This is a genomic window from Pseudomonas sp. Tul2A7 (assembly GCF_054790505.1).
The window spans coordinates 3,141,697-3,155,192 of sequence record NZ_CP186499.1; the positions used below are offsets into that span (position 1 = coordinate 3,141,697).

Genomic DNA, 13,496 nt, shown 5'->3' on the forward strand with positions numbered 1-13,496 from the left:
CCTCTTCAAATTACGGCATCACCGGCGGCGTATACGCCAATGTCGTCCCCAGCGCCCACAGCAACAACAGCACCAGCGGCGTGTGCACCAGCAATTGCACGAACGAGAAACCGATCAGATCCCGCGCCTTCAACCCCAGCACGCCCAGCAACGGCAGCATGTAGAACGGGTTGATCAGGTTTGGCAGCGCTTCGGCCGCGTTGTAGATCTGCACCGCCCAGCCGAGGTGATACTGCAGATCATTGGCGACTTGCATCACATACGGCGCCTCGATGATCCACTTGCCGCCACCCGACGGAATGAAGAAACCGAGAATCGCCGAGTACACGCCCATCAGCAGTGCATAGGTGTCGTGGGAGGCGATGCTGACGAAAAACGTCGAGATGTGATGCGCCAAGGTCTGCGCATCGGCGCCTTTGACTGTAGTCATCAATGCGGCAATCGAACCGTACAGCGGGAATTGAATCAGCACGCCTGTGGTCGTCGGCACCGCACGAGCCACGGCATCGAGGAAGCTGCGCGGGCGCCAGTGCAGCAATGCGCCGAGCATGATGAACAGAAAGTTGTAAGTGTTCAGCCCGGAGATCGCGGTGATCGCCGGTTTGCTCGAGAACTCATGGAACAGCCATCCCGCCGCCAGCAGCACCAGCAAGATGATCAGCAGTGGACTATGTTCGAGCCATTCACCTGGACGGGTGCGCGGTTGCAGCGGTGGCAGATTGAAGGCCGGGTCGATGCCGCAGGCCTTGGCGTCGCGCGCCGAGTTCGGCCCGGGGGCGGTAGCGTAGGCGATGATGATCGAGATCACGATCAGCGCCAGCAGCATCACGCCGGACTGCCAGAGGAAAATTGTTTCGGTGAATGGAATCACTCCGGTGATCGACAGGATCGACGGTGGCAGGCTGGCGGGGTTGGCCTGCAACTGTGCAGCCGACGACGACAAGCCCAACGCCCACACCGCGCCAAGACCCAGATAAGCTGCAGCACCGGCGGCGCGGTAATCCATTTTCAGATCGGTGCGGCGGGCGAGGGCGCGCACCAGCAAACCGCCGAACACCAGTGACAGGCCCCAGTTGAGCAACGAGGCGACCATCGAGATCAGCGCCACCCACGCTACAGCGGAGCGGCCGTTTTTCGGGATGCGTGCCAACCGGTCAATCAGTTTCACGGCCGGTGGCGAGCTGGCGACTACGTAGCCGCCGATTACCACGAAGGCCATTTGCATGGTGAACGGGATCAGACTCCAGAACCCGTCACCGAACGCCATCGCCGCATCGGTGGGTTTGGCGCCCATGGCCAGCGTGGCCAGGGCGACGATGATCACGGCCAGCGCGGCGAATACCCAGGAGTCGGGAAACCAGCGTTCGGCAAAATTGGAACAGCGCAGGGCAAAGCGTGCGGAGCGGCTATCTTCGATATCAACGGCCACAGGGAGTACCTCGGATTTTTATGGTTATTGTGGTCCGCGGGAACGCTCGCCGATCTCGACAACACAGAGATCCCTGTGGGAGCGAGCCTGCTCGCGAAGAGGTCGGCACATTCAACATCGAGGTTGCCTGAACTGACGCTTTCGCGAGCAGGCTCGCTCCCACATGGGGTTCACTGTGATTGATCGGTGCTGGCGTCGGCCCGCTGGACAGGCAATAACAGTAATTCAACTGCCGATGCTTTGTGAGCAGGTTTTGCAAAACCGGGACTATGGTCTAACGGGTTGTCCATCCGCCCATTTGCGTAGACCATGGGCGCCTTGGTTTTTTGCCTGTTTCCGAGTTCTTTGCCATGACTGCCCAATCCCCGGCCAAACCTGCGCCGTTCAGCCGTTCCGACTACAAGACCCTCGGCCTTGCGGCCCTTGGCGGCGCGCTGGAAATCTACGATTTCATCATCTTCGTCTTCTTCGCCCTGACCCTCAGCCAGCTGTTCTTCCCGCCGGAAATGCCCGAATGGCTGCGTCTGCTGCAAAGCTTCGGGATTTTCGTCACCGGTTACCTGGCGCGGCCGCTGGGCGGGATCCTGATGGCGCATTTCGCTGACAAACTCGGACGCAAAAAAGTCTTCAGCCTGAGCATCCTGATGATGGCGCTGCCGTGCCTGCTGATCGGGATCATGCCGACCTATGCGCAGATTGGCTACTTCGCGCCGCTGCTGTTGCTGGCGTTGCGCATCCTCCAGGGCGCGGCGGTCGGTGGTGAGGTGCCGAGTGCCTGGGTGTTTGTCGCCGAGCACGCGCCGGCCGGCCATCGTGGTTACGCCCTGGGCTTTTTGCAGGCCGGGCTGACCTTCGGTTACCTGATCGGCGCTTTGACCGCGACGTTCCTCGCACAAGTGTTCACCCCGGCGGAAATCCTCGATTACGCCTGGCGCTATCCTTTCCTGCTCGGTGGCGTGTTCGGCGTGATTGGCGTGTACCTGCGCCGCTGGCTGAGCGAAACCCCGGTGTTCATGGCCATGGAAGCGCAGCGTGAAGCGCGGGTTGAACTGCCGTTGCGCACGGTGCTGCGTGAGCATCGGCTGGCGATGTGGCCAGCGATGCTGCTGACCTGTGTGCTGACCTCGGCGGTGGTGGTGTTCGTCGTCATTACGCCGACCATGATGCAGAAAACTTTTGGCATGACCGCCAGCCACACGTTCGCCCTCAGTGCATTGGGCATTGTCTTCCTCAACATCGGTTGCGTGCTCGCCGGTCTGCTGGTTGATCGCATCGGTGCCTGGCGTACCGTCATGCTCTATAGCCTGCTGCTGCCGCTGGGCATTGCCGTGCTTTACGGCTGTTTGATCACAGGCGGCGACTGGGTCGGTGTGGCCTACGCCGTGGCCGGTCTGGCGTGTGGCGTTGTCGGCGCGGTGCCATCAGTGATGGTCGGTTTGTTCCCGGCGCGCATTCGCGTATCGGGCATCTCCTTCACCTACAACATTGCCTACGCCGCGTGGGCGAGTATCACACCGCTTTTGTTGATCGGCTTGATGCCGTGGAGCCCATGGATCTGCGTGATGTTTTGCGCGGTAATGGGCGCGGTAGGCGTCCTCAGTGCGGCGTATTTCGGCTCGCGGATGCCGCGCACGGGCCAGTGCCAGGTGGCGGGGACTGCTTGAGCGCAATGGGCCCGAACTATTTTTGACTGATGAGTCTCAAGCGCTCTTCAGAAATGGTGTTCAAGGCCGATGGTTAGGCTGTATCCCGCTTACTACCCTGCCCATCGGTGCTTTCCCATGTTCAACAAACGCTTGAAGCAAGAGTTGGCCGCTCTTCGTGAAGAACTCTCCAGCCTTCAGCAAGTGAAGGAAAGCCTGGAAAGCGAGATGCTGGTGCTGACCCTCGAACCCGACGGACGGATTCAATCGGTCAACCAGAACTTCCTCAACGAGATGCTCTACAAGAGCCAGGACCTGATTGGCCGGGCGCTTGAAGACATCGTGCCGGCCCACGTCAAGTCCGACGAGTTCTACCGCCGCTTCAAGAACGCAATGAGCCGAGGCGAGCACTTCGCCGGGGCCGTGCGCCTGTTGCGTGGTAATGGCGAAGAGGCCTGGCTGCGTTCGATCGCCCAGCCTGTGCGCTCTTCGGATGGGCGGATCAAGCACATCTCGATCTACTCCAGCGACCTGACCCGCACCATCGAAGCTTCCCGCGAGCACGAAAACCTGATCGGCGCGCTGGTGCGCTCCACTGCCGTAATCGAGTTCGACCTCAATGGCAATGTGCTGAACGCCAACGAGCGCTTCCTCAACGGCATGGGTTACAGCCTGGCGCAGATCAAGGGCAAACATCACCGCACCTTCTGCACCCCCGAGGAATACAACAGCGCCGAGTACCAGAACTTCTGGCGCCGTTTGAACAACGGCGAGTTTGTAGCTGACCGCTTTAAGCGTGTCGACAGCCATGGTCGTACAGTCTGGCTAGAGGCGTCCTACAACCCGGTGGTCGATGCCAACAACAAACTGTACAAAGTGGTGAAGTTCGCAACGGTCATCACTGATCAGGTCAATCGCGAACAAGCCGTCGCCGATGCGGCCAGCATTGCCTACAGCACCTCGCAACAAACCGACAGCACCGCTCAGCGCGGCACCACCGTGGTGACCGAAGCGGTGAATGTGATGCGTGACTTGTCGCGGCATATGCAGACAGCCAGCGAAGGCATTGAAGCTCTGAACGAGCAGTCGCTGGTGATTGGCACCATCGTCAAAACCATCAGCGGGATTGCCGAACAGACCAACCTGCTGGCGCTCAACGCTGCCATTGAGGCGGCGCGCGCCGGTGAGCAGGGCCGTGGTTTTGCGGTGGTGGCCGATGAAGTGCGACAACTGGCTTCACGTACCAGCCAGGCGACCGAGGAAATCGTCGGCGTGGTGCGTCAGAACCAGGAAATGGCGCGCAACGCCGTGGCGCTGATGACCGACGGCAAACACCAGGCCGAGCAAGGCCTGGCGCTGGCGGCGGAGGCGGGCACGGTGATCGTCGAGATTCAGGACGGCGCGCAGAAAGTGGTGGATGCGGTCGGCCAGTTCGCCAATCAACTCTCTCACTGATCTCCACTGATCCCATGTGGGAGCGAGCCTGCTCGCGAAGGCGTCAGTTCACTCAGCAGTGCTGTTGACTGACACAGCGCTTTCGCGAGCAGGCTCGCTCCCACCGAATCTGTGTTTCTTCAGTGACAGCGCTACAATCCGCTCTTTTTCCCCGGAGCAGATCCCCATGAGCGACTCCCACCGCCGCCCGGTGCCCCTGAACAAAGCCTACCGTTTGCTCAACCACGGCCCGACCGTACTGGTCAGCGCTGCCCATGACGGCCAGCGCAACATCATGGCTGCTGCGTGGGCGATGCCGCTGGATTTCGAACCGCCGAAAGTTGCCGTGGTACTCGACAAATCCACCTGGACGCGGCAACTGCTAGAAGCGTCCGGCACCTTCGTCCTCAACGTGCCGTGTGTCAATCAGGCCGACATCGTGCAAACCGTTGGCAAACACGTCAGGTCTGGAAATCACTCAAAACCAGGGGCAGGACAAGTTTCAGGCTTACGGCTTGCAGACTTTTAGCGGTGAACAGGTCGAAGCGCCACTGCTCGAAGGATGCGTCGCTTGGCTCGAATGCCGCTTGTTGCCCGAGCCGCGCAATCACGAGCAATACGATCTGTTCCTCGCCGAAGTCATCGCCGCCCACGCCGATGAGCGCGTGTTCAGTGAGGGGCGCTGGCATTTCGAGGGGCATGATGGTTTGCGCACGCTGCACCACGTGGCGGGCGGGCATTTCCTGACGATTGGTGATGCGGTGGATGGCAAGACGCTGGCGCTTTAACGTTGGTTGATGGCAAACCATTGCCGAATGTTGCAAGGTAGGGGCATTGTCGAACCAATCAGGCACATGCCCCCATGGATCTTTCCCTTTCGAGTTATCTCGCTCCGCTGCTGTCGCTGGCGTTGCTGTGGACGGTTGCGGTGGTCACGCCCGGCCCGAACTTCTTCAACATCGCTCAACTGGCAGTCAGCCGCTCCCGCCGCCATGGCGTGGTAGCGGCGCTCGGCGTCGCCAGCGGAACGGTGTTGTGGGGACTGGCGGGCGGTCTGGGCATCCAGTCATTGTTCAGCGCGGCACCGGCGCTTTACCTTAGCTTCAAGATCGCCGGCGGCTGTTACCTGATCTATCTCGGGCTCAAGCAATTCAAGCGCAAGGCGCCCATCGTCCCAGGCGCTTTAGATGCTGCGCAGCAAACGTTGCTCGGTGCTTACGGGCGCGGTTTTCTGGGCAACATGACCAACCCGAAATCGGCGCTTTTCGTCGCAACAATCTTCGCAACCGCGATGCCTGCCCATATACCGCCGTTGCTGCTGGCGTTGGCGGTGATGACCATGGCCACGTTGTCGTTCAGTTGGTATTGCAGCGTGGCGCTGTTCTTCGCCAGTCGGCGGATTGCCGGTGTTTACGAACGTTCGCGGCAATGGCTGGATCGGTTGGCGGGCGGTTGTTATCTGCTGTTTGGTGCGCATTTGGTGGCTAGTCGCTAATTCTGAAAGAGGCTGCGTTTTCAGTTTCTTTCAACCCCGGTATTTCTTCAGCGAGTGCTGGAGCAGATTTGCTTCATAGGTCTCGATGAGAGTGACCATTTCGCCGAAGTAATCACCTTCAGGAGAGCCCGGCTCTGGCTCATTGTCGAAAAGGGCAGACACGTCTTTGAGCGCCTCACGGTAGTCTGCTTCGTCATGAATTATTCGAATGTTCACGGGCTACTCCATTTCAGGCCAGTCGTGACCGCTTGCTTGGCTTTTAGCTGCAAGAAAAATCCGATGCCTGTACGGGCATCGGATTTTTTATGCGCCGCAGTAATTACGCCGTCGGTTGAACGTTATCCAGCGCCTGATTCACCGCCAGCTCAGTCAGCATGACGATTTGCGCGATGCCCAGCGCGGTCTTGCGGTGTGAGGTATCAAGCATGGCGGCGAAGTTGTTGAGCATCTCGGTGACCGAGCCCAACGTTTCGCTGGCATTGGCCAACAACGATTCGGTGTCGTACACCGGGTTGGCGAGGTACATCGGTTCGTAGGGGCGACTGGACGCCATGAGGTGAGCGGTCGGTTTGAGGTAGTGGTCGAGGGCGCGGTCGGCCGCTTCGTGGAGTTTTTTGCTGTCGATGGAGGCGTAGGGGGAGGTTGGATCGGTGTTTGTTTCGGGGGGATTGGGTGTTGGCTTTTTCATGATGTTCTCCGATCAGGATTGGAGCTGACCCATTCGGTTTCCGAACGAAGGGGTGGCAGCTGTGCGCAGGTTGGAAACCCGGGGAACGGAGAACCCGGTTGACCCGAAGGTCTCCCACGCACAGCCGCCATAACGGAGTGCACACCATGAAGGTGCGCAAGGATACGTTATGAAAGGAGCTTGTGCGCTCGGTTCTACTCGGGGTTTCCAATCCCGGTCACTGAATTGGCAGCGACGAGCACAGCCTAGAGAGCGGACGTCCGACGGACAACCTGAAAACCTTGTGGGACGGTTCTGTATTTTTATCGCGGGCGTTAAACATCCCGAATTGAAATACGCAGTCCGCCGCGCAGATCGATCGGTGCATTGTTGACTGAGCATTTTGAAGGGGTGACTTGCCTAATACTCACTCTCGTTGACGCGCGTCTTAGTTCGCGAGCCGTCCTACATGGACGAGAGAAGCACCCTACATAAAATCATCAGCCCCCTTGTTACCGTGCCCGCCAGTTCTCGCGAGCACAAACCATGGGCGGTTTGGACATCGCGCTCTTTTCCTCTTTGCTTAAGGATAAGCGTATGTTCCGGTCGGCCAATGCGGCGCATTTCGCGTTGCAGATTCCCGCTATTCGTCACGACTTCCAGGTGCTGGCCTTCAGCGGCACCGAAGCGATCAGCACCCTCTACGGCATCCACATTGAACTGGTCAGCGAGCACCCGGATTTCGATCTGGAGAGCGTGCTCAGCCAACCGGCGTTTCTGCAATTTGGCCACAACGGTGAAGGCATTCACGGTCGTATCGAAGACGTCTTGGTCGGTGAGGCCGGTAAACGCCTGACGCGCTATCACCTGACGCTGGTGCCGGCACTGCACTATTTGCAGTTCAGCCACAATCAGCGGATTTTTCAACGCTTGAACGTGCCGCAGATCATCGCCCAAGTGCTCAACGGCCATGGCATTCAGGCCGATGCGTTTACCTTCCACGTCAGCACCAGCGCCGCTCGCGAATACTGCACGCAGTACGCGGAATCTGACCTGGAATTCATTCAAAGGTTATGCGCCGAGGACGGCATTGCCTGGCATCACCAGCACTCGGCGGATGGGCATCTGCTGGTGTTCACCGACGATCAGGTGTTCCTGCCCAAACTCGGCGCCACGCCGTATCAGCAAGACTCCGGAATGGTCGCTGAACACTCGGTGGTCAGCCGCTTCAGCGTACGAACCAGCACCCGAACCAGCGCGGTCACTCGCCGCGACTACGACTTGAAACGCCCAAGTCTATTGCTCGAAAGCCACTTCACCGCCGAGTTCACCCCGGCGCTGGAGGACTATCGCTACCCACTGTTAATAGAAAACGAAAAATGCGGCAAACAACTGGCCCGGCAAGCGCTAGAGCGACATCGTAGCGACTATGAGCTTGGCGAAGGTCAAAGCGATCAGGCAAACCTGCGCTGCGGCCACTTGTTCGAACTGACCGAACACCCGCGTAAAACCTGCAATGACCTGTGGTTGTTGCTCAGCGTGTCGCACACCGGCCGACAGCCACAAGTGCTCGAAGAATCGGTCACCAGCGACACCAAAGCCGCTGATGGTTTCACCCAAGGCTATCGCAACACTTTTAGTGTGATTCCTGCCGAGGTAGTGTTTCGCCCACCGTTGCCAGCACCACGTCGGCCGCTGGTCTGTCAGACCGCCCGCGTCACCGGGCCGGCCCATGAGGAAACGGATTGCGATGAATTCGGCCGTATTAAGTGCGAGTTCAATTGGGACCGAGCCGAATTCAACAGCGAGCGCAGCAGTTGCTGGATCAGGGTTTCATCGAGTTGGGCTGGGGAAGGCTTCGGTTCAGTGACGATTCCACGCATCGGCATGGAAGTCGTGGTGACCTTTCTCGAAGGTGATCCGGACAAGCCATTGATCACCGGTTGCGTGCCCAACAAGGTCAAGTCCCCGCCCTACGCCTTGCCCGAGCACAAGACCAGAACCGTGCTGCGCAGCCACAGTTCACCGCACACCGGCGGCTACAACGAACTGATGATCGAAGACCGCGCCGGCCAGGAAAAAATCTACCTTCGCGCCGAGCGTGATTTCGAACAACTGATCCTCAATGACAGCCACAGCCTGATCCGTCATGACCGCATCGAACAGGTCGACAACCACAGCACCAGCCTGATCAAGGCTGATGAACGGCACACCACTGAGGGTATGCGTAACACCGTCATCGGCACCGACGACGTGCTCAGCATCAGTGGCAACAGCAGCACCACGGCGGACGGCACGCTGGTGATTCAGGCTGGCCTGCATGCGCGCGTTACGGCCAGCCAAGTGGTGATTGATGCCGTCACGAGTCTGACGCTGACGGCGGGTGGGCATCACATCGTTATCAATTCGGGCGGGATCTTCAGCAGTGTGGCCATCGTCGAGGGTGGCGCGCCAGTGGCCGGTGTGCCGGCGCAGACGGCGTTGGCGGCAGCAGCCGAGGATATTGTCGTTGAAGCGATCCCGATGGAGGCACTGCTCAAACAAGCCATCGTCTTTCGTGAGGCGGATACCGGCATTTGTCCGGTATGCGATGCCGCCGGGAGGGCTGAAGCATGAAGTCAGATAGCCCGAACAAAGGATTGCTCCTGATCGACGGATCTCAATATAAGGACGGCACGGGTTGGCTTCACGAGCACTACGGTCCTGACCATCCGCAGTCGCTGTTCAACCGCACCGCTTACGAGCCAATCAGCGCTTGCGGACCGTTTTTGCTTAACGCCTCAATCGGCAGTGCGACCCATACCGCGTGGTGGAGCGGCGCGGATCTGCAACACGGCGTATGGCTGGCAACGTCTAAAACCACCCAGCAATTGCTGTCGATTCTGCAGCGCCGCTTACGGATCGTTGACGAGCAACAACAAGAATTCTGGTTGCGCCTGGCCGACGGCCCGGCGCTGACCCGCGCTTGGATGGCAAGTGCGCAATGGCCGAAAGGCTTCTGGTTTGGTGTCGACAGTGTCTGGCTGAGGCACGGAAACGGGGCTGTCTGCGCCTGGGAAAACCAGCATCCGGAATACGATTCGGCACCAGAGGAAAAAGCTCTGGTCGCGCAAATAACCCTGTCTGAGTCACTGCTGCTGGCGCTCAGTCTGCCGGCCAATCCGGAGACAAACCCATGAGCGCCGGCCACAAGAATCGCTTTGGCACTTGCCCGCTGTTCGCCGCCGTTCTGCCATTGCGTTACGCAATTGGCCCGACGGCCTCTGTTGCCACCGATGCTCATGGCTTGCCTGCGCTGACGGGGCAATTCCCCGAGCTTGGGCCGCGCCATCCTGACCTGACTGAGCATCCACTCAACTACACCGCCCGTTTGTTGCGTGATGGCTGGCTTTACGTCTGGGAAAGCAAGCCAGCCCAACTGGTGGAGTATCAAGTCGAAAAGGCATTGCTCACCCAAACCCCGCGCGCGGGCAACGTGATCGACACGCGGGTCAAGCCGCATCTACTGTTGCGGGCCGGTGACCCTGCCGCATTGGTGTGGTCGCCCGTTCGCTGGAGCGAGCCGCAATATCTTTCAGCCAAAACCGATGCCGCCGTGCGTAAGCGCATCATGCGCAATCTTGTCCCGGGCGTGGCACCGTTCAGCGGCCCGGTCGAAACCGTCGGCAAACAGATCGGCGAATACGCCGATGCAACACGGTACGGCTGGAGCGCTCAGCCTGAAACGGAGCACGCGCCTGACTGGTTGAAAATGCAGCGACAGATGAGGGCGTGCGAGCAACAGACCTTTGCACTCATCGATGATCCGTGGGGCGTACTGTTTGACCTCGCTGCACTGATCCGTGCACGCAAAAACGCGTTCGACAGCTATCAGGAGCATCACGCCGAAGAATGGGCGATAGCCGGTGTTCTCAAGTCCCTGAGCGAAAGCGACCGTCAGTTGAATGCGCAACTGCCGTCCATTACTCGCTACGACGAACTCCAGCGGACATGGAAGGATCAAGAGGCACAAAACGAGCGATATACCGCTGATGTTCGGCATCTTGCTCAACTCTGGGTGGCATGGTTCAACACCCTGCAAGCGACCGGCCCGTCGAGCATGGACACGGCTTGCGGCCACTTCGACATTACCCAGGCGATTGCCCGAGAAGCCTTCGAGCTGCATTTCGCCGAAGCCTGCCTCGGGCCGGCTAGCACTAGCATTGGCGCTGCGGCCATTACCCTCAATCTGGAAGGGGACAAGGCCGGCAAGCCATGGCTGCTTTGGGCGTTACTCGGGTTACCGTCGCGGCTGAGCATTGGCGAAATCAAATACATCGTGGACTTCGGCGACCTGACGCGCGACAACAAAGCGGCTGTTCAAGAGAGCGCCGACAAACTGGCCAGAGCCTTTGCCCATGCCGAAGGGCTGAACAAAGCCGCCGACAAGCTCAAGCAACACAATCCGGCGGCCAGTCTTGAAGCATTGTTCTTGTCCCTCGCCCCCGTCGCCGCGCTGCAACTGCATCAGGCCGACAATGCCGCCAGCAACGCCGGGCGCCTGTACATGGCGGCAGCATTGGCCCGCAGCGATCAGCGCATTCAGACGCTGGCTGTTACGTCGCGCCAATTGGGTGAGTGGTACAGCGACTTGATGGGCACTCGGCAGACACCGCCCGCGCATTTGAATGTTGCTTCGCTGGCCAGTGGAGTGTCGGCGGGGATTCCGTTCATGCATTTGGTGCCGGCCAGTACCCAGTTGGCGCCGTTGCCGGTGAATCTGGCGGCAGGGGGGGAGTTGAGTGGTGTGTTTGATTTGAAGGGGGCGTTGAGTAAGGCGCCGGTGAAGGTTTTGGTGACGTTGGTGGCGGGGGGGAATTTTGTTTGGGCGGCGGGGCAGTTGGTTGAGAGCGAAACAACCAAAAAATGGGTGGGAATATCTGGTGCTGCATTTGGTGTTGCTGCTGCCGTTGCTGCCGTCGCTCAGCGCGTGACGGAGGTTGATTGGGCTTCGGCTGTGCGACAGAGCGGGGGAACTTCAGTACCAGCAAGGTTACTTTTGATTAGAGCGCTGGGCTTTGCAGCTGCGGTTGCAGCTGCACAAGTTGTTGTTCTAAGTCTAGATGCCGCAATCTACGGGATGGAGGCTTTCGACGCCTATCAGGCTGGCGATTTTGATTCCATGGTTACGAATCTGGCAATCGTCGGCGCCGATATATCCAGCGTAGTGCTCTATGTAAAACTTTTTCGGGCCTACCGTGCTGCCCAAGCGGCTGTGCTGGCCGGCGAGGCATCGGCCATTGCAGCAGGGATGAACGTCGCACCACATATAGGAGTAAAAATATTGGGCTTCACTGTGGTAATTGTCGCGTGTGTCATCGCCCGGCTCTACACAGCGGACTCGCCTTTGGAGCAGTGGGTAAAACACAGTCGTTTTGGCATCCGCTCGAACGATACCTGGTCGAGCAGCTACACCCAGTCCATGGATAAGTTGTACCCCATTCTTTTTCCCATCAGTTTTGAAGCCCGACGCCTGTCAGAGATGAACCCGTATCAGGGGCAAGTCACCTCCACGTATTTAGTGCTGAAACTGCCTGGGGAAAACGTATTGCTGACCGAGGCAATGATTCATTTCAAGGGCAGCGAGGTCTGGGGCGATACCCTTGGTTACCATCCAGAGAAAATCAAAAAGGTCGAATGGACGGGTAAGGACTTTGCTCTGCATAGCGGCAGCCGCATTCCTGCCTCACCAGGAACCACTCCGTATCGCCGTGTTTACCATGAGGATGGAGTGCGGGACTTGATGCGGATCGAGGGTGAGTTGATCTATTCCCCACAAGAAGGACTGACGCTGCCAGCAGTCACGATCATGGAACGAGCATGGATATGAACAGCCCGGAACAAACTCGAAACAGTACTTCATCCGCCGTGATCCTTGATGCCAGTACACCTACTGGCGAGCAGCCAATGGAGCTGTTTATTACCGATGAACACACCGAACATTACTTGGCGTTGCAATCAGGGGGGGATTCTTTCCGGGGATTATGGACTGGAATGTTAGGTGGAGTGGGTGGAGTCACTTGTATAGGCCTCGCTGTATTACTGATGTTTAACGGGAAGTGGGAAGGAGTACCAACAGGTCTGATTATGTCAGCGGCATTTTTCATGGTGCCCTTCCTTTGGGAAACACTCCGGCCGCTACCTCTACCCATTCTGTTCAATCGCCGCACTCGTGAGGTGTATTTCGATTACAACGGTGAACTGTTTCACGCACCATGGGATGGCATGTCAGCCGTAGCCAATGAGTTCCAGGTTGTTGGCACCCACATAGGCGGAATGCAGAGCGCATCGCTGGAAATCCGGGTGTGGAAATTTGAAGAGCCGGAAGTGGCGCTCATGGTCAGCCTCGGTGCTCCATTTGGTAAATCCCTGGAAATGCAAAAGGGTTTTTGGGAGTACATCCGCTCATACATGAACAACGGTCCTTATTTTGATGAACACGGCAACCACAGTGAGTCGGATGCTTTTGTAAAGAGCCAATTGGCAGTGAAACCCAACATGAGCGGAGCGTTCAAGGACACCCTCGATGGCATTAAAAAAACCAGAGCCGAAAATGGCGGAAGAAATTACTTGGGCGGAACCGACGTAGTAATGGTTGTCTGCACATTTCTTCTTTATCCCTGTTTTCGAATCCAGGAATTCACCTACAGCGTTGCCAAACGCCGCTCCCGAAACCTGTGGCCAAAAGTGGTCACTGAGCGCCTGAAAGCCAATGGTCCTGTTTCTCGGCTTGTGGATTTGGAGTCACACCAAAAACTCGCTGAATAGCTTTGTGAGTTCATGGCTAAG

Annotated in this window: 8 protein-coding genes and 4 pseudogenes; 9 read left to right on the plus strand and 3 right to left on the minus strand. The window is 58.4% G+C overall.

Translation table 11 applies throughout. The features are described 5' to 3' along the window. Positions 1-10 precede the first annotated feature (10 nt). Entirely contained in the window at positions 11-1,429 is a 1,419-nt protein-coding gene (locus ACOYXJ_RS14205; protein WP_150795817.1) for a short-chain fatty acid transporter, read from the minus strand. A 350-nt stretch (positions 1,430-1,779) separates the two neighbouring features. Between ACOYXJ_RS14205 and ACOYXJ_RS14210 the strand changes: the two genes are divergently transcribed. The 5 genes and pseudogenes from ACOYXJ_RS14210 (at position 1,780) to ACOYXJ_RS14230 (ending at position 6,001) form a co-directional block, all read left to right on the plus strand. After that, complete coding sequence (locus tag ACOYXJ_RS14210) at positions 1,780-3,093, plus strand: MFS transporter (RefSeq protein WP_460370025.1); 1,314 nt, start codon at positions 1,780-1,782, stop codon at positions 3,091-3,093. A 207-nt stretch (positions 3,094-3,300) separates the two neighbouring features. Further along, positions 3,301-3,987, plus strand: a pseudogene (locus tag ACOYXJ_RS14215) (PAS domain-containing protein); the annotation flags it as partial. A gap of 102 nt (positions 3,988-4,089) precedes the next feature. Continuing rightward, positions 4,090-4,527: pseudogene (locus ACOYXJ_RS14220) on the plus strand (methyl-accepting chemotaxis protein); the annotation flags it as partial. Positions 4,528-4,693: 166 nt separating this feature from the next. Continuing rightward, a pseudogene (locus ACOYXJ_RS14225) lies at positions 4,694-5,294 on the plus strand (flavin reductase family protein). A gap of 74 nt (positions 5,295-5,368) precedes the next feature. Continuing rightward, positions 5,369-6,001, plus strand: a complete 633-nt coding sequence (locus ACOYXJ_RS14230; RefSeq protein WP_460370027.1) for a LysE family translocator — start codon at positions 5,369-5,371, stop codon at positions 5,999-6,001. A gap of 69 nt (positions 6,002-6,070) precedes the next feature. Here the strand turns inward: ACOYXJ_RS14230 and ACOYXJ_RS14235 are convergent. Both ACOYXJ_RS14235 and ACOYXJ_RS14240 read right to left on the minus strand, forming a co-directional pair. Further along, positions 6,071-6,217, minus strand: a pseudogene (locus tag ACOYXJ_RS14235) (transcriptional regulator); the annotation flags it as partial. 103 nt (positions 6,218-6,320) lie between these two features. Further along, positions 6,321-6,689, minus strand: a complete 369-nt coding sequence (locus ACOYXJ_RS14240) for a DUF6124 family protein (RefSeq protein ID WP_150795811.1) — start codon at positions 6,687-6,689, stop codon at positions 6,321-6,323. Between the two features lie 576 nt (positions 6,690-7,265). Here ACOYXJ_RS14240 and tssI point away from each other — a divergent pair. Genes tssI through ACOYXJ_RS14260 form a run of 4 tightly spaced genes read left to right on the plus strand, consistent with a single transcriptional unit; the run spans position 7,266 to position 13,475 of the window. Beyond that, positions 7,266-9,284, plus strand: coding sequence for a type VI secretion system tip protein TssI/VgrG (tssI, locus tag ACOYXJ_RS14245; RefSeq protein ID WP_460370029.1), 2,019 nt, complete (start codon positions 7,266-7,268; stop codon positions 9,282-9,284). After that, positions 9,281-9,847: a DUF4123 domain-containing protein gene (locus ACOYXJ_RS14250; protein WP_150795552.1), complete on the plus strand. Its 567-nt coding sequence runs from the start codon at positions 9,281-9,283 to the stop codon at positions 9,845-9,847. Before tssI ends, ACOYXJ_RS14250 begins: the two co-directional genes overlap by 4 nt. Beyond that, positions 9,844-12,537, plus strand: a complete 2,694-nt coding sequence (locus ACOYXJ_RS14255) for a toxin VasX (protein WP_460370032.1) — start codon at positions 9,844-9,846, stop codon at positions 12,535-12,537. The genes ACOYXJ_RS14250 and ACOYXJ_RS14255 overlap by 4 nt, the downstream gene beginning before the upstream one ends. Then, positions 12,528-13,475: a hypothetical protein gene (locus ACOYXJ_RS14260; protein WP_460370034.1), complete on the plus strand. Its 948-nt coding sequence runs from the start codon at positions 12,528-12,530 to the stop codon at positions 13,473-13,475. Before ACOYXJ_RS14255 ends, ACOYXJ_RS14260 begins: the two co-directional genes overlap by 10 nt. The last annotated feature ends 21 nt before the right edge of the window (positions 13,476-13,496 follow it).

Coding starts and splice junctions, on each gene's coding strand:
- ACOYXJ_RS14250 (WP_150795552.1), top strand. CDS start 9,281: ATGAAGTCAGATAGCCCGAACAAAGGATTGCTCCTGATCGACGGATCT.
- ACOYXJ_RS14260 (WP_460370034.1), top strand. CDS start 12,528: ATGGATATGAACAGCCCGGAACAAACTCGAAACAGTACTTCATCCGCC.
- ACOYXJ_RS14210 (WP_460370025.1), top strand. CDS start 1,780: ATGACTGCCCAATCCCCGGCCAAACCTGCGCCGTTCAGCCGTTCCGAC.
- tssI (WP_460370029.1), top strand. CDS start 7,266: ATGTTCCGGTCGGCCAATGCGGCGCATTTCGCGTTGCAGATTCCCGCT.
- ACOYXJ_RS14240 (WP_150795811.1), bottom strand. CDS start 6,689: ATGAAAAAGCCAACACCCAATCCCCCCGAAACAAACACCGATCCAACC.
- ACOYXJ_RS14230 (WP_460370027.1), top strand. CDS start 5,369: ATGGATCTTTCCCTTTCGAGTTATCTCGCTCCGCTGCTGTCGCTGGCG.
- ACOYXJ_RS14255 (WP_460370032.1), top strand. CDS start 9,844: ATGAGCGCCGGCCACAAGAATCGCTTTGGCACTTGCCCGCTGTTCGCC.